The 18,694-nt window shown below is 72.3% G+C and carries 15 protein-coding genes; all 15 read right to left on the reverse strand.

All coding sequences use genetic code 11. The features are described 5' to 3' along the window. Window positions 1-203: 203 nt before the first annotated feature. Window positions 204-1,667 (reverse strand): glutamate synthase subunit beta, encoded by a 1,464-nt coding sequence (locus tag P8S73_RS01675; RefSeq protein ID WP_259897940.1) that lies wholly within the window; start codon window positions 1,665-1,667, stop codon window positions 204-206. Beyond that, the gene (gene gltB / locus P8S73_RS01680) at window positions 1,660-6,354 is read right to left on the reverse strand and encodes a glutamate synthase large subunit (protein ID WP_396350460.1); all 4,695 of its coding nucleotides are present in this window, start codon (window positions 6,352-6,354) and stop codon (window positions 1,660-1,662) included. The genes P8S73_RS01675 and gltB overlap by 8 nt, the downstream gene beginning before the upstream one ends. A gap of 348 nt (window positions 6,355-6,702) precedes the next feature. Beyond that, on the reverse strand, window positions 6,703-7,581 hold the full coding sequence (lgt, locus tag P8S73_RS01685; RefSeq protein ID WP_039101229.1) for a prolipoprotein diacylglyceryl transferase: 879 nt from the start codon (window positions 7,579-7,581) through the stop codon (window positions 6,703-6,705). Further along, entirely contained in the window at window positions 7,578-8,369 is a 792-nt protein-coding gene (trpA, locus tag P8S73_RS01690; protein ID WP_052239271.1) for a tryptophan synthase subunit alpha, read from the reverse strand. Before trpA ends, lgt begins: the two co-directional genes overlap by 4 nt. 80 nt (window positions 8,370-8,449) lie before the next feature. Beyond that, window positions 8,450-10,711 (reverse strand): bifunctional phosphoribosylanthranilate isomerase/tryptophan synthase subunit beta, encoded by a 2,262-nt coding sequence (locus P8S73_RS01695; RefSeq protein WP_336884772.1) that lies wholly within the window; start codon window positions 10,709-10,711, stop codon window positions 8,450-8,452. Between the two features lie 44 nt (window positions 10,712-10,755). Then, window positions 10,756-11,001: an HGxxPAAW family protein gene (locus P8S73_RS01700; RefSeq protein ID WP_019309078.1), complete on the reverse strand. Its 246-nt coding sequence runs from the start codon at window positions 10,999-11,001 to the stop codon at window positions 10,756-10,758. Between the two features lie 125 nt (window positions 11,002-11,126). Further along, window positions 11,127-11,798 carry a Trp biosynthesis-associated membrane protein gene (locus P8S73_RS01705; RefSeq protein WP_019309077.1) on the reverse strand — a complete coding sequence of 224 codons (672 nt, stop codon included), beginning with the start codon at window positions 11,796-11,798 and terminating at the stop codon, window positions 11,127-11,129. Between the two features lie 34 nt (window positions 11,799-11,832). Further along, window positions 11,833-13,383 (reverse strand): anthranilate synthase component I, encoded by a 1,551-nt coding sequence (locus tag P8S73_RS01710; RefSeq protein ID WP_039101231.1) that lies wholly within the window; start codon window positions 13,381-13,383, stop codon window positions 11,833-11,835. Beyond that, window positions 13,383-13,775 carry a phosphoribosyl-AMP cyclohydrolase gene (gene hisI / locus P8S73_RS01715; protein ID WP_059281246.1) on the reverse strand — a complete coding sequence of 131 codons (393 nt, stop codon included), beginning with the start codon at window positions 13,773-13,775 and terminating at the stop codon, window positions 13,383-13,385. The genes P8S73_RS01710 and hisI overlap by 1 nt, the downstream gene beginning before the upstream one ends. Continuing rightward, complete coding sequence (hisF, locus tag P8S73_RS01720) at window positions 13,775-14,539, reverse strand: imidazole glycerol phosphate synthase subunit HisF (protein WP_019309074.1); 765 nt, start codon at window positions 14,537-14,539, stop codon at window positions 13,775-13,777. The genes hisI and hisF overlap by 1 nt, the downstream gene beginning before the upstream one ends. A 76-nt stretch (window positions 14,540-14,615) precedes the next feature. Beyond that, complete coding sequence (gene hisG, locus P8S73_RS01725; protein WP_059281245.1) at window positions 14,616-15,461, reverse strand: ATP phosphoribosyltransferase; 846 nt, start codon at window positions 15,459-15,461, stop codon at window positions 14,616-14,618. A gap of 80 nt (window positions 15,462-15,541) precedes the next feature. Further along, complete coding sequence (locus tag P8S73_RS01730; RefSeq protein WP_059281244.1) at window positions 15,542-15,805, reverse strand: phosphoribosyl-ATP diphosphatase; 264 nt, start codon at window positions 15,803-15,805, stop codon at window positions 15,542-15,544. Window positions 15,806-15,904: 99 nt separating this feature from the next. Continuing rightward, window positions 15,905-16,384 carry a 6,7-dimethyl-8-ribityllumazine synthase gene (gene ribH / locus P8S73_RS01735; RefSeq protein WP_059281243.1) on the reverse strand — a complete coding sequence of 160 codons (480 nt, stop codon included), beginning with the start codon at window positions 16,382-16,384 and terminating at the stop codon, window positions 15,905-15,907. Continuing rightward, a complete protein-coding gene (gene ribA / locus P8S73_RS01740) occupies window positions 16,381-17,007 on the reverse strand; it encodes a GTP cyclohydrolase II (RefSeq protein WP_059281262.1) in 627 nt (208 codons plus the stop codon). The genes ribH and ribA overlap by 4 nt, the downstream gene beginning before the upstream one ends. 134 nt (window positions 17,008-17,141) lie before the next feature. Continuing rightward, window positions 17,142-18,434 carry a riboflavin synthase gene (locus tag P8S73_RS01745; RefSeq protein WP_059281242.1) on the reverse strand — a complete coding sequence of 431 codons (1,293 nt, stop codon included), beginning with the start codon at window positions 18,432-18,434 and terminating at the stop codon, window positions 17,142-17,144. Window positions 18,435-18,694: the final 260 nt, after the last annotated feature.

Below are 18,694 nucleotides of genomic sequence, written 5' to 3' on the forward strand. Positions count from 1 at the left end.
AGCGGAAGCGGCCGGGTCACGCTGCCGATGCTGCGTGGCCGCGGCCGCTCCGCCGATGTTGCCTCCAGCCTAACAATCCCGGGCGCTCGAAGAACATGAGCCCGCTTACCAGGCGCCGCACGCTGCGTCACACCCGCCGCGCGGGGCACGACGCCGCCGGGCCGGCGTCCGCGGCTGTGGGCCGGGGACCGCCGCGGCGGGCCTCACAGGCTCAGGTCGATCGCGCGCTCCGAGGGTGCCACGGGCTCCGGCAGCCGGGTCTGGCCCGTGAGGTGGCGCTCCACGTTCGCGGCGCACGCGCGACCCTCCGCGATGGCCCAGACCACGAGCGACTGACCGCGCCCGGCGTCTCCGCACGAGAACACGCCGTCCACCTCGGTCATGTAGCTCTCGTCCCGTGCCACGTTGCCGCGACCGTCCAGCGCCACGGGCAGCTGCTCCGTGAGCTGCTCCGACTCGTTGCCCGTGAACCCGAGGGCCAGCAGCACGAGGTCAGCGGGCAGCACCTCCTCGGTCCCGGGACGGGGGCCGCGGGAGCCGTCCTCGCGGTACTCGGTCTCGGCCACGCGCAGTCCGGTGACGTGCCCGTCCTCCCCCACGAACTCCACGGTGGAGGCCAGGAAGGTGCGCTCCCCGCCCTCCTCGTGGGACGTGGAGACCTCGAAGACCTTGGGCATCATGGGCCACGGCTCCTCGTCCGCCCGGTCCACGGGCGGCTTGCGGCCGATGGCCAGCGACGTCACGGACGCGGCCCCCTGTCGCAGGGCAGTGCCGATGCAGTCGGAGCCGGTGTCCCCGCCTCCCAGCACGATCACGTGCTTGCCGCGCGCGTCCACCAGGTCCGGGACCTCGTCCCCCGCCACGTGCCTGTTGGAGCGCACCAGGTAGTCCATCGCGGGGTGGATCCCGTCGAGGTCCCGCCCGGGGATCTCCAGCTCACGGGGCCGTGTGGCACCCGTGGCCACGACCACGGCGTCGTACCGCCGGCGCAGCACGTCCCACGTGATGTCCCGGCCGATCTCCACGCCCGGTCGGAAGCGCGTACCCTCCTGGCGCATGACGTCCAGTCGGCGTTCCAGCACCGACTTCTCCAGCTTGAAGTCGGGGATGCCGTAGCGCAGCAGCCCGCCGATGCGGTCGTCGCGCTCGTACACGGCCACCGTGAACCCCGCCTGCGTGAGCTGCTGGGCCGCCGCGAGCCCGGCGGGACCGGAGCCGACCACCGCGACGGTCCGGCCCACGAGCCGCTGCGGGATGCACGGCTCGATCAGGCCGTCCTCGAACGCCTTCTCCCCGATCGCGTACTCCACCTGCTTGATGGTCACGGGATCCTGGTTGATGCCCAGCACGCACGAGGACTCGCACGGCGCCGGGCAGACCCGGCCGGTGAACTCGGGGAAGTTGTTGGTGGCGTGCATCCGCTCGGACGCCTCGCCCCACTGCTCCCGCCACACCAGGTCGTTCCACTCCGGGATCAGGTTGCCCAGCGGGCACCCCTGGTGGCAGAAGGGCACGCCGCAGTCCATGCAGCGCCCGGCCTGCTGGTGGAGCACACCGGCCTCCTGGCGCTGCTGGACCTCCTGCCAGTCCATCAGGCGCACCGGGACGGGACGCTTGGGACGGTCCGCGCGCTCGCGGACGGTCAGGAAACCACGGGGATCAGCCACGTCGGGTCGCCTCCAGGATCTTGTGCCAGGTGCCGTCGCCGTCCGGGTCCTCGCCCTCGGCCTCGGCCTCGTTGCGCAGTGCCAGCACCGCGGAGTAGTCCCGCGGCAGCACCTTGGTGAAGCGGGTCAGGCTGTGCTGCGGGTCCGCGAGCAGCGTGGCGGCGAAATCGGAGCCCGTCTCCTCGCCGTGGCGCTTGAGCAGCTCCAGCACCAGCTCGCGGTCGTTGCCGTCCAGGTGCCCGAGCTGCAGGTCGCCGTTGGCACGGGCCTGCCGGTTCACATCCGTCTCGTCCAGGTCCAGCACGTAGGCCACTCCCCCGGACATGCCGGCGCCGAAGTTGCGTCCGGTCTCACCGAGCACGAGCGCGACGCCGCCGGTCATGTACTCGCAGCCGTGGTCCCCGATGCCCTCGACCACCGCGGTGGCGCCCGAGTTGCGGACCAGGAACCTCTCGCCCACCACGCCGTTGAAGAACATCTCACCGCTCGTGGCGCCGTAGCCGATCACGTTGCCCGCGATCACGTTCTCGTGGGCCGTGAAGCCCGCGTCCCGCGGTGGCCGCACCACGATCCGCCCGCCGGAGAGCCCCTTGCCGGTGTAGTCGTTGGCGTCCCCCTCGAGACGCAGCGTGATGCCGCGCGGGATGAAGGCGCCGAGCGACTGGCCCGCCTCACCGGTGAGGGTCACGTCGATCGTGTCGTCCGGCAGCTCGCGCGTGCCCAGGGCGTTCGTGACCGTGTAGCCGAGCATGGTCCCCACCGCACGGTCCGTGTTGACCACGCGTTCCTGGACCCGCACGGGCTCCGCGCGCTCGATGGCCGGTGCCGCGAGCGGGATGAGCCGGTTGTCGAAGTGCTTCTCCAGCTCGTGGTCCTGCGACGTGGTGTTGCGCAGCCCGTCCGTGACGCCCTCCGCGCGGAAGGAGTCCAGCACGGGGCTCAGGTCCAGTCCTTTGGCCTTCCAGTGCTCGACGGCCTCCCGGGTGCGCAGCACCTCCGCGTGGCCCACGGCCTCCGCGATGCTGCGGAAGCCGAGCTCCGCAAGGTGCTCGCGCACCTCCTGGGCGATGAACTCGAAGAAGTTCACCACGTGCTCCGCCTTGCCCGTGAACCGCGAGCGCAGCTCGGGGTTCTGGGTGGCCACGCCCACGGGGCACGTGTCCAGGTGGCACTTGCGCATCATGATGCAGCCCTCCACCACGAGCGGGGCGGTGGCGAAGCCGAACTCCTCGGCCCCGAGCAGCGCGGCCACGACCACGTCCCGCCCGGTCTTGAGCTGCCCGTCCGCCTGCACCACCACGCGTTCGCGCAGGCCGTTGAGGCGCAGGGTCTGCTGGGTCTCGGCGAGCCCCAGCTCCCACGGCATGCCCGCGTGCTTGAGCGAGTTCAGCGGCGCGGCGCCCGTGCCGCCGTCGTGGCCGGACACCAGCACGACGTCGGCCTTGGCCTTGGTCACGCCCGCCGCCACGGTGCCGATGCCCCGTTCCGAGACGAGCTTGACGTGCACGCGCGCCCTGGGGTTGGCGCGCTTGAGGTCGTAGACGAGCTGCGCCAGGTCCTCGATCGAGTAGATGTCGTGGTGCGGCGGCGGAGAGATCAGGGACACCCCGGGGGTGGAGTGCCGGGTGCGGGCGATCCACGGGTAGACCTTCTGGGCCATGAGCTGGCCGCCCTCACCGGGCTTGGCGCCCTGGGCCATCTTGATCTGCAGGTCGTCGGCGGAGGCCAGGTAGAGGCTCGTGACGCCGAAGCGTCCCGAGGCCACCTGCTTGATGGCGGAGCGGCGCTCGGGGTCCACGAGCCGCTCCACGTCCTCGCCGCCCTCGCCCGTGTTGGACTTCCCGCCCAGCCGGTTCATGGCGATCGCGAGGGTCTCGTGCGCCTCCATGGAGATGGAGCCGTAGCTCATGGCACCGGTGGAGAAGCGCTTGACGATCTCGCTGACGGGCTCGACCTCGTCGATGTCCACCGGCTCCCGGGTGGAGGCGAAGCTCATCAGCCCGCGCAGGGACGCGATCTCCCGGGCCTGGCTGTCCACCCGCTGCGTGTAGGACTTGAAGATGTCGTAGCGACCCGTGCGCGTGGCGTGCTGCAGCCGGAACACCGTGTGGGGGTCGAAGAGGTGGCGGGGCCCCTCGCGGCGCCAGTCGTACTCTCCGCCGGTCGCGAGGTCCCGGTGGGGCTCGGTGACGCCGTCCTCCGGGTACGCGAGCCGGTGCCGCGCCTCGGTCTCCGCGGCAATGACGTCCAGGCCCACGCCCTCGATCTGCGTGCGGGTTCCGGAGAAGTAGTCCGCCACGAGCTCGCTGGACAGCCCGAGCGCCTCGAAGGTCTGAGCACCGCAGTAGGACTGCACGGTGGAGATGCCCATCTTGGACATGATCTTCTGCACGCCCTTGCCGAGCGCCGTGATGAGGTTCGCCACGGCCTGCTCCTCGGTGACACCGGTGACCTCACCGCGCCGCACGAGCTCCTCGGCGGACTCCATGGCCAGGTACGGGTTCACGGCGGAGGCGCCGTAGCCCAGCAGCAGCGCCACGTGGTGGACCTCCCGCACGTCCCCGGACTCCACGATCAGCGCCACCCTGGTGCGGGTGGCCGAGCGCAGCAGGTGGTGGTGCACCGCGGAGGTCAGCAGCAGGGACGGGATCGGAGCCCACGCCCCGTTGGAGTCCCGGTCCGAGATGATCACGAACTGCACACCGCGGTTGACCGCGGCGGAGACCTTCTCGCAGATCTCCGCGATCCGGTCGCGCAGCGAGCGCGCGCCGTCCACGGGCCGGTAGAGCCCGCGCACGCGCAGACTCAGCGACGCGCCGTCGTCGTCCTCCAGGTGGGCGAACTGGTCCAGCTGATCGTTGTCGATGACCGGGAAGTCCAGGCGGATCTGCCGCGTGCGGGTCTGGGCCGTGGAGAGCATGTTGGCCATGGGCCCCACGGCGCCCGCCATGGAGGTCACGAGCTCCTCGCGGATGGCGTCCAGCGGGGGGTTGGTCACCTGCGCGAAGGACTGCACGAAGTAGTCGTAGAGCAGCCGCGACCGGTTGGAGAGCACGGCCACAGGGGTGTCGGTGCCCATCGCGTAGATGGGCTCGGCGCCCGCCGCGGCCATGGGGCCCACGATCATCTTGAGCTCTTCCTCGGTGTAGCCGAAGGTCTTCTGCCGCAGCCGCACGGAGTGGGCCGGGTGGCTCATGTGCTCACGCTCGGGGAGCTCGGAGACCGGCCGGACCGACTCCCGCACCCAGTCCTCCCAGGGTTTCGCGGCGGCGAGCTCCTCCTTGATCTCGGCGTCCTCCACGATCCGCCCGGCCCGGGTGTCCACGAGGAACATGGTGCCGGGGGCCACCCGGCCCTTGCGGACCACACGGCGGTCCCCCACGTCCACCACGCCCACCTCGGACGCGAAGACCACGAGGCCGTCCTCGGTCTGCCAGAAGCGCCCCGGGCGCAGCCCGTTGCGGTCCAGCACGGACCCCACGCGCACGCCGTCCGTGAACGACACGCACGCCGGCCCGTCCCACGGCTCCATGAGGGTTGAGTGGTACTCGTAGAACGCCTTGAGCCGGGGGTCCATGCTCTCGTGGTTCTGCCAGGCCTCCGGGATCAGCATCAGCATGGTCTCGGTGATCGGGCGTCCCGCGAGCTGCAGCAGCTCCGCGACCTCGTCGAGGGACTGGGAGTCGGAGGCGCCCTCGGAGCAGATCGGGTAGAGGTCCTCGGGCTGGCGGCCCAGCACGGCGCCGGACATCGAGGACTGCCGGGCGCGCATCCAGTTGCGGTTGCCCACCACGGTGTTGATCTCCCCGTTGTGCGCCAGGGTGCGCATGGGCTGGGCCAGGGGCCAGGACGGGAAGGTGTTGGTGGAGAACCGGGAGTGCACCACGGCCAGCTCGGTGGTGAAGCGGGGGTCGGAGAGGTCCGGGTAGAACGGCTCCAGCTGCGCCGTGCTCAGCATGCCCTTGTACACGAGCGTGTGGGAGGAGAAGGACGGGAAGTAGATCCCGAACTTGTTCTGGGCCCGCTTGCGCACGCGGAAGACCCGCTGGTCCAGCTCCAGCTGCGCGGCGTCCCGCTCCGACGACGCCGCACCGTCGGCGGACGGGGACGCGGCAGCGTCCGCCGCGCCCGCGGCCGCGACGAAGACCTGCACGAACGTGGGCATCACCGCGCGGGCGGAGGCCCCCACGGCATCCTCGACCACCGGGACGTCCCGCCAGCCCAGCACCGTGAGCTGCTCGGCGCGCGCGAGGTCCTCGAGAGCTGCCTTGAGCTCGGACAGGTGGGCTCCGCCGGTGGGCATGAACGCCGTGCCCACGGCGTAGGAACCGCGCGGCGGCAGTCGGAAGTCCACGCTCTGCCGCAGGAAGTCGTGCGGGATTTGGGTGAGGATGCCGGCGCCGTCGCCCGTGCCCTCGTCCCCGCCCACCGCGCCGCGGTGCTCGAGGTTGCGCAGCGCGGTCAGGGCGGCGTCCACGATGTCGTGGGACGCCGTGCCGTTCAGGGTGGCGACCACCGCGAGGCCGCACGCGTCCTTCTCGTCCTCCGCGCGGTACAGCCCCTGGTCCTGGGGCACGGCGGAGAACTGCTCGAAGGGAGAGACGACCTCCGGGCCGGGCCCGGTGGGCGCGTGGGCTGCGGGCTCGTGCTCGCGGGGCGCCGAGTGGGGCGCGTGCTGCTGACTCATGACGGAGCTCCTCACCAAGGGGTGGGCTGGTCTGGTGCGTCGACGATGCCCGGGAACACTCGGTGGGTGCGCGGCGGACGTCGTGGGATCCAGGTGACGCCTGTGTCCGCCCCGTTGCGGAAAGGATGCGGCTTCGTGGGAAGCCGTGGATCGGCACCGGTGGGAGCCCGGGGTGGCGGTTCCCACGCGGTGCTCCGGTAACGTAGCACGTTGCTCAGATCACAACCCGGCCCCACCGGGTTATCCCAGCATGTGGACACGGTCCACATGCTGGACACGGCAACGCCCCGGGTCACAGGTCGACGGATCCGGTGCCCGGGGCGGTGGCCGCGCGGGTGGGCGGTGCGCTCAGTCCGCGCTCGGCGCGGCTCCCGCCACCGTGGCGGCCGGCGTGGTGGGCCCCGTCCGCCGGGCCCGGCGCCCCAGGACGAGGAACAGCACCAGACCCCCGAGCACGATCAGCAGGGACGTCCACACGTGCACACGCACCCCGAGCACCATGAGGGCGGGGTCCACGCGCAGGAACATCTCGATGAACAGCCGCCCGACGCCGTAGTACACCATGTAGAGCGCGAAGACCCGGCCGTGGGTCACGCGCATCCGGCGCTCGGCGAGGAGCAGGAGCACCACACCCAGCAGGTCCCACAGGCTCTCGTAGAGGAACGTGGGGTGGAACAGGGTGTCCGGGGGCAGCCCCGGCGGGAAGTTGGCAGAGCTCGGGGAGATCTCCAGGCCCCAGGGCAGCGTGGTGGGTTTGCCGAAGAGCTCCTGGTTGAACCAGTTGCCCCAGCGGCCGATGGCCTGGGCGAGCAGCAGCCCCGGGGCCACGCAGTCCGCGAAGACGTGCAGCGGCAGACCGTAGCGGCGGCACACCAGCCACGCGGCGCCGGCACCGGCGGTGACCGCGCCCATGATGCCGATCCCGCCCTCCCAGATCCGCAAGACGTCCCACGGATCGGCACCCGGGCCGAAGTAGCCCATGGGGTCGGTGATGAGCACGTGGTAAGCACGGGCGCCCACGATCCCGGCGAGCACCGCCCAGAAGACGATGTCCCACAGCACGTCCGGGTCCTGCCCGCGCCGGGTCCAGCGCCGCATGGTCAGCCACACGGCCAGCGCCATGCCCAGCAGGATGCACAGCGCGTAGAAGTGGATGGTGAGGAACCCGATGTGGATGCTGCTGATCGCCGGCGAGGGGATGGACGCCGGCACCACGAGGCCCCTCACGCTCGTCCCGCGAGCTCGGCGGCCAGGCGTCCCACGGCCTCGGGACCGCCGCCCCGCAGTGCGCGCACGAGCGCCGTGCCCACGATGACACCGTCCGCGTACTCTCCGATCTCCAGCACGTGCTCGCGCGTGGAGACCCCCAGGCCCACGCACACCCGCTCCGCACCGGCCGCACGGGCACGCGCCACCACGTCCTCCGCGGCGGAGGACACGCTGTCCCGCGCACCCGTCACGCCCATCACGGACACCGCGTACACGAAGCCCGACGACGCGTGCACGGTCATGTCCATGCGCTCGCGCGTGGTGGACGGGGCCACCAGGAAGATCCGGTCCAGCCCGTGCTCCTCGGAGGCCGCGAACCACTCACCGGCCTCGTCCGGGATCAGGTCCGGGGTGATGATCCCCGCTCCCCCGGCCTCGCTCAGCCGGCGGGCGAACTCGTCCACACCGGTCTGCAGCACGGGGTTCCAGTAGGTCATGACCACGGGAACGGCATCCGTCTGCTCGGCCACGGCGCGCACCACGGTGAACACGTCCGAGACGCGGAAGCCGTTGGCCAGGGACTCGGTGGTGGCGGCCTGGATCACGGGCCCGTCCATGACGGGGTCAGAGTAGGGGATCCCGATCTCGATGACGTCCGCGCCGTTGCGCCCGAGGGCCACGGCTGCCTCGACAGACTCCGCCACCGTGGGGTACCCCGCGGGGAGGTAGCCCACGAGTGCGGGTCGGCCCTGCTCCCGGCACTGCTCGATCCTGCGGGACAGGGCGGAGTCGCCCGCCCGGGACAGGTTCTGCGGCACGATCCGCCCGGTCAGGCTCCCGGCGGTGCTCTCAGACCTCTCGGAGTTCAAGGGGTGTGCGGTGGTGCTCACAGCTGCTCGCCTTTCTGCGCGACGCGTTCCTCGTGGCTGTCGTCCGGGAGCATGTCGAACCACTCCGCGGCCGTGGCCACGTCCTTGTCGCCGCGCCCGGAGAGGGACACCACGATGATCTTCTGGGCGGCGGCCTCGGGCCCGAGCTCACCGACCCACCGGGAGGCAACCTCACGGGCGCCCGCCAGCGCGTGGCAGGACTCGATCGCGGGGATGATCCCCTCGGTGCGGCACAGCAGCCGGAACGCGTCCATGGCCTGCTGGTCCGTGACGGCCTCGTACGCCACCCGGCCGATCGAGTGCAGGTAGGAGTGCTCCGGGCCCACGGCCGGGTAGTCCAGGCCCGCGGAGATGGAGTGGGACTCCACGGTCTGGCCGTCCGTGTCCTGCATCAGGAACGTCTTCGCCCCGTGCAGCACACCCGGGCGGCCCAGGGAGATGGTCGCGGCGTGGCGGCCGGTGGACACGCCGTCGCCCCCGGCCTCGTTGCCGTAGAGCTGCACCGAGGCGTCGTCCAGGAAACCGTGGAAGATGCCGATCGCGTTGGAGCCGCCGCCCACGCACGCGGTCACGGCGTCCGGAAGGCGCCCGGCCTGCTCGAGGATCTGCGCCCGGGCCTCCTCACCGATCTGCTCGTGGAAGTAGCGCACCATGGCCGGGAACGGGTGCGGGCCGGCGGCGGTTCCCAGCAGGTAGTGGGTGGTGTCCACGGAAGCCACCCAGTCCCGCAGGGCCTCGTTGATGGCGTCCTTGAGGGTGCGCGAGCCGTTGGTCACGGCCACCACCTCGGCGCCCAGCAGGCGCATGCGCGCGACGTTCAGCGCCTGGCGCCGGGTGTCCTCCTCCCCCATGTACACCGTGCACTCCATGCCGAACAGCGCGGCGGCGGTCGCGGTGGCCACGCCGTGCTGGCCCGCGCCGGTCTCCGCGATCAGGCGGGTCTTGCCCATGCGGCGGGCCAGCAGCGCCTGCCCGAGCACGTTGTTGATCTTGTGGGAGCCGGTGTGGTTGAGGTCCTCGCGCTTGAGGAACACCCGCACGCCCAGCTCGGCGCCGAAGCGCTCGGCCTCGGTGAGCAGGGAGGGGCGGCCCGCGTAGTCCCGGCAGAGCCGCTGGAACTCCGCCTGGAACTCGTCGTCCGTGCGGGCCTTCTCGAACGTCTCCGTGAGCTCGTCGAGGGCCGCCACGAGGGACTCGGGCATCCAGCGCCCGCCGAAGTCCCCGAAGTAGGGACCCGGCGCGTTGCGCAGCGAACCGGTGTTCTCGGCGGAGTCGGCGCCGGCGGCCTGCGAGGCGGCGTGCTCCGCCTGGGCCGCGGGAGGGGTGGCCCCCTCCAGGAACTCGCCCCGTGCCAGGGCGCCCACCTCGCGGAACCGCGAGATCCGCTGGGACGGGTCCTCGGCGGTCACGAGCGCCTCCCCCGTGAGCACGGCGTTGGCCCCGTGCCCGGCGTACAGCCGCACCTGGTCCTCGCCCACGATTCCCGACTCCGCCACGAGCACCGCGTCCTGGGGCAGCCGGCGGGCCAGGCGGCCGAACGTGTCCACGTCCACCTCGAGGGTCTTGAGGTTGCGGGTGTTGACACCGATGATGCGGGCGCCGGCCGCGACCGCGCGGTCGATCTCCGCCTCCGTGTGCGTCTCCACGAGGGCGTGCATCCCCAGGTGGTGGGTGAGCTCGAGCAGCCTGGTCAGGGTGTGGTCGTCCAGCGCGGCCACGATGAGCAGCACGATGTCCGCCCCGTGGGCCCGGGCCTCCCACACCTGGTAGTCCTCCACCACGAAGTCCTTGCGCAGCACCGGGATCCCCACCGCGCGGCGCACGGCGTCGAGGTCCTCGAGGGAGCCGCCGAAGCGGCGCTGCTCGGTCAGCACGGAGATGGCGGAGGCGCCACCCCGCTCGTAGGCGGCCGCGAGGGCGGCGGGGTCCGTGATCTCGGCCAGGGCCCCCTTGGAGGGGCTGGAGCGCTTGACCTCGGCGATGACCTGCACGGCGGCGGGGTCCGAGCCCCGCAGCGCCGCCTCGGCGTCCAGCGCCGGCGTCTGCTCTGCCGCCGCGCGCTGCACCTCCTGCAGGCTCACCGCGGACCTGCGCGTCTCGAGGTCCTCCCGCACCCCCTCGATGATCTGGTCCAGCACCGTGCCGGTATCCTGCTGCGTCATGAGACTCCCTTGCCTGTCGACGGATGGGGGCGGCGCCGCCCACCCGCCACGCTGATGACGATGGCCAGCTCCCCGTGTCCAGGAGCCGGCCATCATCCGGTGACGTTCAACCTGACCGCGCCCGCGAGCGGGCGCGGGGGTCAGTGCGCGGTGGTCTTCGCCCCGCCCTTGCCGTAGCCCATGGCCTTGAGCACGCCGCCCACGACGAGGCCCACGACGATGAACCCGATGCCCACCACGGTCACGGGCACGGAGGCGTTGATGAACCCGACGCAGCCGACGATGACGCCCACGGTCATCACGGCCACGCAGGCCCACGCGGCCACGGTGTTGCCGTGCCCCACCGCGGCGGTGTGGTCCAGGATGATCTGATCGGTGTTCGACATGCGTGTCCACTCTCCCGTGCAGGTTGAGCCCAAGGCTCTCGTTGTGACGTACTCGCGTGCGGTGCGAGGCCGAGTCTTCTCCGTGCCCATTGTGCCACTACCCGGGCTCGCTCAGCGGCAGCGTCTCACGTGTTCCGCGTGGGATCCTCGCCGCGGGTCAGGGCGTCCCACGTGTCGATGTCGTCCGCGTGGTCGGCCGCCTGGGTCTCACCGGGCGGGGTGCTCGACGCGCCCGCCGCGCTCGTCGACCCCTCGTCCGTCACGTCCTGCCCGGTCGCCGCGGTGTCCTGCGGACCCGCGGCACCCGTGAGCGGCGCGCGGTCGTAGCGCTGGGTCGCACGAGCCCGCACCCGCTGGGCCACGAGCACGAGCCAGATCCCGCACAGGCCCAGCAGGACCGCCGCCGCCACGGCGGCCCAAGGCCACGCGGTCATGGCGTACTCGCCGCCGCCGCTGATCACGCCGGTCTGGGCGCCCACGGCGGGCTGGGCCGCCGCCCGCGGGTCCGCCGTGACGGCGAGCACCGCGGCCACCGCGCCCGCACCGGCGAGGACCACGACGACGCCCACGACCGTCCGCAGGATCCGCCCCCCCAGGGCGGAGGCCACCGCGGCCACGGCGGCCACGAGACCCAGGGCCGTGACGGCAGGCGCGGCGTCGGCACCCGTGACGTCCACCGTGACCGGCTGGAGGGACGTGGTGACGGCGGCGTGGATCCAGGCCTGGGTGGTGGTGCCGAACAGCGCGAGCGCGCACAGCAGCGTGCTCAGGACGGCGGGGGCGGTGCGACGCGGCAAGGTCGGCTCCTCTGGGGGTGCGGTGCGGGTGCGCTCAGGGTGCGAGCGGTCGCAGGGACTGGGCGATCAGGGCGGCGCGCAGCGGGGCGGTGGCCTTGTTGAGCGACTCCTGGGCCTCGGACTCGGGGTCGGAGTCCGCCACGATACCCCCGCCGGCCTGCACGTAGGCCCGGCCCTCGAGGAGCAGCGCGGTGCGGATGGCGATGGCCATGTCCATGTTCCCGGCGAAGTCCATGTAGCCCACCACGCCGCCGTAGACCGCGCGGCGCAGGGGCTCGTACTCGTCCAGCAGCTGCAGCGCCCGGGGCTTGGGGGCTCCGGAGAGGGTTCCCGCCGGGAAGGTGGCGGCCAGCACGTCGTAGGCCGTCACGTCCTCGCGCATCCGCGCGACCACGGTGGAGCACAGGTGCATGACGTGGCTGAAGCGCTCGATCTCCATGAACTCGCTGACGTCCACGCTGCCGGGCTCGGCCACCCTGGAGAGGTCGTTGCGCGCGAGGTCCACGAGCATGAGGTGCTCCGCGCGCTCCTTCTCGTCCGCGAGCAGGTCCTCCCCGAGCGCGAGATCCTCGTCCACGGTGGCCCCCCGTGGGCGCGATCCCGCGATCGGGTGGGTCACGGCCTGGCGCCCCGTGACCGTGACGAGGGCCTCCGGCGAGGAGCCCACGATCGAGTAGGGCCTGCCGTGGGCGTCCTCGAACGAGTAGAGGTACATGTACGGGCTCGGGTTGATCCGGCGCAGGGTGCGGTACACGTCCAGGGAGTCCGCGCCGCACGCCGTCTCGAAGCGGCGCGAGACCACCACCTGGAAGATCTCGCCGTCCACGATGGCCTGCTTGCCGCGGTCGATCGCGGACATGAACAGCTCCCGGTCCCAGGACTGCTCCACGGCGGCCTCCAGGTCCACCGGGCCGGGCGGCGCCACGGACACCGTGGTGCGCTCCAGGGGAGTGGCGAGCCGGCTCAGCATCGACTCCAGGCGCGCCACGGCGTCGTGGTAGGCCGCGTCAACGTTCTCGTCCGTGCCGTTGACGTTCACGGCGTTGGCCACCAGCAGGACCGTGCCGTCCTTGCTGTCGTGCACGGCCATGTCGGAGACCAGGTTCATGGCGAGCTCGGGGACGTGCAGGTCGTCCTCGGGCGGGTGCGGCAGCTTCTCCCAGCGACGCACCGCCTCCCAGCCCACGAACCCGACCATGCCGCTGGTGAGCGGGGGAACGCCCTCGAACGGCTCGGTGTGCAGCAGCTCCATGGTCGCTCGCAGGGCCTCGAGCGGGTCACCGTCCGTGGGTGCACCGGAGGGCGCGTCCCCGAGCCAGTGCGCCTGCCCGTCCCGAGCGGTGAGCGTGGCCACGGACCCCGCGCCCACGAACGAGTAGCGCGACCACACGCCACCCTCGGCCGCGGACTCGAGCAGGAACGTGCCCGGGCGGGCGGCACCGTCGCGCGTGACGAGCGCCCGGTAGAGGCCCACGGGGGTCAGGGCGTCCGCGAGCACGGACATCCGCACAGGAACCACGCGGCGCGTGGCCGCGTACTCGCGGAACTCCTCGAGGGTGGGGGTGATGGTGCCGAGCTCCTGCACTACTGGACCGCCTGTTCCGCGTTCAGGTTCCGCCCGTCGAAGCACGTGCGGGTACCGGTGTGACATGCCGCGCCGGTCTGGTCGACCTTCACGAGCAGGGCGTCGCCGTCGCAGTCCAGGTGCACCGAGTGCACCCGCTGGACGTGGCCGGAGGTGTCCCCCTTGCGCCAGTACTCCTGGCGCGAACGGGACCAGAACGTCACCCGGCCCTCGGTCAGGGTCCGGCGCAGGGCCTCGTCGTCCATCCAGCCGAGCATGAGCACCTCGCCGGTGTCGTGCTGCTGCACCACGGCGGCCACGAGACCCGCGGGGTCCCGTTTCAGACGGGCCGCTATCTCCTGGTCCAGGGCGGGGTGGCCGTGCGCCTCGCGGGGAGTGTCCGTGCCGGTCATCAGCGCACCTCGTGGCCCGCGGCGCGCAGGGCGTTCTTGACGTCCTCGATCGCGTGGTCCGGTCCGAAGTGGAACACCGAGGCGGCGAGCACCGCGTCCGCGCCGGCCGCGACGGCCGGGGGGAAGTGCTCGGGGGCACCCGCGCCGCCCGAGGCGATCAGCGGCACGCCCACCACGGCGCGCACGGCGGCGATCATCTCCAGGTCGAAGCCCTCCCGCGTGCCGTCCGCGTCCATCGAGTTGAGCAGGATCTCCCCCACGCCGCGCCGTTCGGCCTCCCGCGCCCAGTCCAGCGCGTCGATCCCGGTGAGGGTGCGGCCACCGCGCGTGGTGACCTCGAAGCCGGAGGCTGTGTTGCCGGTGCGGCGGGCGTCCAGCGAGAGCACGAGCACCTGGTTGCCGAAGCGCCGGGTGATCTCGTCGATCACCTCCGGTCGCGTCACCGCCGCCGTGTTGACCGACACCTTGTCCGCGCCGCACCGCAGCAGCCGGTCCACGTCCTCCGGGGTCCGCACGCCGCCGCCCACCGTGAGGGGGATGAACATCTTCTCCGCGGTGCGCGCCACCACGTCGTACATGGTGTCCCGCTCGCTCGAGGACGCCGTGACGTCCAGGAACGTGAGCTCGTCCGCACCCGCGAGGTCGTAGCGGGCCGCCAGCTCCACGGGATCGCCCGCGTCCCGCAGGTTCTCGAAGTTCACACCCTTGACCACGCGCCCGGCATCCACGTCCAGGCACGGGATCACCCGCACCGCCACACCCATCTGTGCCGCCCTTCGTCGTTCGCTCGTGCTGCTGCGCCGTGCCCGCCCCGCCGCACGGACCGCGGCGGGGCGCACGTCAGATCCGCGCCGCCTGGATCGGGGACACCAGGATGGCCCGGGCCCCCACCTCGTAGAGCGCGTCCATGACCTTGTTCGTGTCCGCCTTGCAGACCATCGAGCGGACCGCCACCGCCCCGTCCCGGCCCAGCGGGGAGATGGTGGGGCCCTCCATGCCGGGGGTGATCTCCACGGCCGCGGGCAGCAGCTCCTCGCGGATGTCGTAGTCCATCATCACGTACTGCCGGGCCACGAGCACACCCTGCAGACGACGCCGCAGCACGCTCAGCCCCTCGGGTTCCGGTTCGTCCCCGCGCCGGATGAGCAGCGCCTCGGACCTCATGATGGGCTCGTCGAAGATCTCGAGTCCCGCGGCCCGCAGGGTGTTGCCGGTCTCCACGACGTCCGCGATCGCGTCCGCGACGCCCAGCCGGATGGCGGACTCCACGGCGCCGTCCAGGCGCACCACCTCGGCATCGACGCCCTGCTTGGCGAGGTGCTGCTCCAGCAGCAGCTGGTAGCTCGTGGCGATCCGCTTGCCCTGCAGGTCCTGCACCGAGGAGAACTGCCCGAGCGGGCCGGCCAGGCGGAAGGTGGAACGGGCGAAGTCCAGGCACAGCTCCTCGGCGGCCTCGGCCCCGGAGTCCAGGAGCAGGTCACGGCCCGTGATGCCCAGGTCCAGGGTGCCCCCGCCCACGTAAATGGCGATGTCACGCGGGCGCAGGTAGAAGAACTCCACCCCGTTGTCGTTGTCCACGAGCACGAGCTCGCGGCTACTGCGCCGCTGCCGGTAGCCGGCCTCCGTGAGCATGGTGGTGGCGGACTCGGACAGCGCACCCTTGTTGGGCACGGCGACTCTCAGCATGGGATTCCTTCCCGCGACAGCGGACTGGGACGGTGGTGACCCGCGAGCGCGGCGGTGTGCTCACGTCGCGCGGTGCGGGCTCAGAGGTACTTGTAGACGTCCTCGAGGGTCATGCCCTTGGCGATCATCATGACCTGGAGGTGGTAGAGCAGCTGCGAGATCTCCTCAGCGGCCTCCTCGTGGGTCTCGTGCTCGCACGCCATCCAGACCTCGGCGGCCTCCTCCACGACCTTCTTGCCGATGCCGTGCACGCCGGAGTCCAGCTCCGCCACGGTCTTGGAGCCCTCGGGGCGCTGGGCCGCCTTGGCGCTGAGTTCGGTGAAGAGGTCGTCGAAGGTTTTCACCGTTCCAGGGTAATGCGTGCGTGCTGCTCCCCCGAACGCGGGCCCCGGTCCCGCGGTGTGGCTCACCGCACGGGGCCGGGGTCGCGGTCCTCGGCGGGGTCAGCTCCCGTGCGCGGCCAGGGTGAGTGCCGTGCTCAGGGCCGCGTGGGCGGCTTCGTAGCCCTTGTCCTCCTGGGAGCCCTCGAGCCCGGCGCGGTCCAGTCCCTGCTGCTCGGTGTCGCACGTGAGCAGCCCGAACCCCACGGGGGTCCCGGTGTGCACGGAGACCTCGGTGAGACCGGAGGTGGCCGCGTGGCACACGTAGTCGAAGTGCGGGGTTCCGCCGCGGATCACGACGCCGAGCGCGACCACCGCGTCCACGTCACCGGCCAGGCGGCTCGCCGCGACGGGCAGCTCGAAGCTGCCGGGAACGCGGACCTCCAGCAGCTGCCCGGTGCGGGCGTCCGCGAGCGCGCGCCGGGCGCCGCGGAGCAGCCCGTCCATGATGGTGGTGTGCCAGCTGGCGGCCACCACGGCCACGCGCAGGCCGGTGGCGTCGAGGGTCGTGGCATCGGTGGTGGGGGCTCCGTGTCCGCTCATGAGTTCTCTCCTGGTGTGAGGTGGGTGAGGTGGTGGTGCATGCGGTCGCGCTTGGCGCGCAGGTAGTCGACGTTCTCGGTCCGGGCGGGCACCTGGTGGGTCACCGCTTCCACCACGGTGATCCCGAGGGCCTTGAGCTTGCTGATCTTGTCCGGGTTGTTGGTGAGCAGGCGGATCGAGGTGAGGTTCATGGCGGTGAGGATCCGCGCCGCCGCCGTATAGTCCCGTGCCTCGGCGGGCAGCCCGAGCATGGTGTTGGCGTCCACGGTGTCCGCCCCGGCGTCCTGGAGCTTGTACGCCCGCAGCTTGTTGACCAGGCCGATGCCGCGGCCCTCGTGGTTGCGCAGGTACAGCACGGTGCCGCCGTGCCTGTGAATCCGCTCCAGCGCGAGCTGCAGCTGGGGTCCGCAGTCGCAGCGCCAGGACCCGAGGACGTCCCCGGTGAGGCACTCCGAGTGCAGCCGCACGAGCGGGGGCAGCGTGTCCTCGCCCGGCGGCGGGGGCGCCGTCAGCGACACGTGCTCCGTGGCGGGGACCCCGTGGCCCTCGGGCACTCGCCACCCGATCACAGAGAAGGACCCGTGGTCCGTGGGGATCGTGACCGGTTCGGAGTGCTCCAGCACGGGGCCGGGCCCCGGAGCCGTGGCGGGGCGGTGCCCTTCCGCGGGGCCGCGCTCTTCCGAGGGGCCGCGCACTTCCGCGTGGCTGTGCACTTCCGCGTAACAGTGCTCTTCTGACGTGCGGTGCTCTGCGGCGCTCACGCGGTGAGTCCCCGTGCCGCACCGTCCTCGCGCGCGGCGAGCGCCTCGGCGTCGTCCAGATGGCGCACGAGGTCCGCGATGCTGATCATCACGAGGCCGTGCTCGTCCGCGAAGCGGCGCAGGGCGGGCGCGCGGCGGGGCTGGCCGGCGTCGTCGACGATCTCCGCAATGGCGCCCACGGGCTCGCACCCGGCCAGGCGGGTGAGCTCGACGGCGGCCTCCGTGTGCCCCGGGCGCTCCCGCACGCCGCCGGGAACGGCCCGCAGCGGGAGGATGTGCCCGGGGCGGGTGAGATCGGGAGCGGTGGTGCCGGGCAGGGCGAGCAGGCGGGTGGTCAGGGCCCGGTCCCGGGCGCTGATGCCGGTGGTGATGCCCACGCGGGCGTCGCACGTGATGGTGTACGCGGTGCCCTTGGCGTCCTCGTTGTGCGCCGTCATGGGTGGCAGCCCCAGGGCGTCGGCCCGCTCCCCCGGCATGGGCACGCACACCACGCCCGAGCTGTGGCGCACCGTGAAGCCCATGAGCGGCTGGGTGGCGTGCTGCGCGGCGAAGACGAGGTCTCCCTCGTTCTCCCGGTCCTCGTCGTCCACGACCACCACGGCCGCGCCCGAGGCGATCGCGGCCACCGCGTCCGGCACGGAGTCGAGGCGCACCTCGTCCCCCGCGGTCGCGGCGGCGCACTCGGCCAGCCGCTCGGCGTACTTGGCGAGCACGTCCACCTCCAGGTTGACCCGGTCCCCCGGCGCACGCGTGCCCAGGGTGGTCACCCGCAGGGTCTCGGGGATCACGCCCACCTCGAACCACGCCTCGTCCTCTCCGGGGCGGTTCACGGCGGTGACGGTGAGGGAGACCCCGTCCACCGCGATCGAGCCCTTCACGGCGATGTACCGCGCGAGTTCCCCCGGCACCGCCACGCGCACGGTGTCCCACCCGCTGTGCGGGGTGCGGGACACGATCCGGCCCACGCCGTCCACGTGGCCCTGGACCACGTGCCCGTCCAGACGCTGGCCGGCCGCCGTGCAGCGTTCCACGTTCACGGTGTCGCCGTCCCGCAGCTCGCCGAGGGTGGTCAGGCGCAGGGTCTCCCCCATGACGTCCGCGGTGAAGTCCGTGCCTTCGGACCCGTCGGCGGGCACGGCTGTGAGGCACACGCCGTTCACGGCCAGTGACCCGCCGCGCTGCAGGTCCGCCACGAGCGTGCCCGCCGTGAGGTGGAGCCGGGCGGCGTCCTGCGCCACGCGCTCCACTCGCTGGACGGTGGCCTGGGTTTCGACGATTCCTGTGAACACGAGAACTCTCCTGTGGGGGTGGTGGACCGCGCAGCGGTGCGCGGTCGGTCACGATGTCTTGGTCGGGGCGCCGACGCCGTGGCGCCGCAGCCCGAGAGCGCGGTGGGGTCCGCGTGGCGCAGGGGCCCGGGGTGCAGGGGCTCAAGGCGCAGGGACCCGGGGCGCACCGCTGGTTCCGTGCGTCGTCCACCCGGGCTGGCCGTGCGGGCATCCGGCGTGGAACCTGCAGCGTGGGACGGTGAGCGCGGGACCCTCAGCGC

Source organism: Kocuria sp. ChxB, from assembly GCF_044359605.1.
Classification (GTDB): domain Bacteria; phylum Actinomycetota; class Actinomycetes; order Actinomycetales; family Micrococcaceae; genus Kocuria; species Kocuria rhizophila.

Coding starts and splice junctions, on each gene's coding strand:
- gltB (WP_396350460.1), bottom strand. CDS start 6,354: ATGAGTCAGCAGCACGCGCCCCACTCGGCGCCCCGCGAGCACGAGCCC.
- P8S73_RS01695 (WP_336884772.1), bottom strand. CDS start 10,711: ATGATGGCCGGCTCCTGGACACGGGGAGCTGGCCATCGTCATCAGCGT.
- P8S73_RS01700 (WP_019309078.1), bottom strand. CDS start 11,001: ATGTCGAACACCGATCAGATCATCCTGGACCACACCGCCGCGGTGGGG.
- hisI (WP_059281246.1), bottom strand. CDS start 13,775: ATGACCGGCACGGACACTCCCCGCGAGGCGCACGGCCACCCCGCCCTG.
- hisF (WP_019309074.1), bottom strand. CDS start 14,539: ATGGGTGTGGCGGTGCGGGTGATCCCGTGCCTGGACGTGGATGCCGGG.
- hisG (WP_059281245.1), bottom strand. CDS start 15,461: ATGCTGAGAGTCGCCGTGCCCAACAAGGGTGCGCTGTCCGAGTCCGCC.
- ribH (WP_059281243.1), bottom strand. CDS start 16,384: ATGAGCGGACACGGAGCCCCCACCACCGATGCCACGACCCTCGACGCC.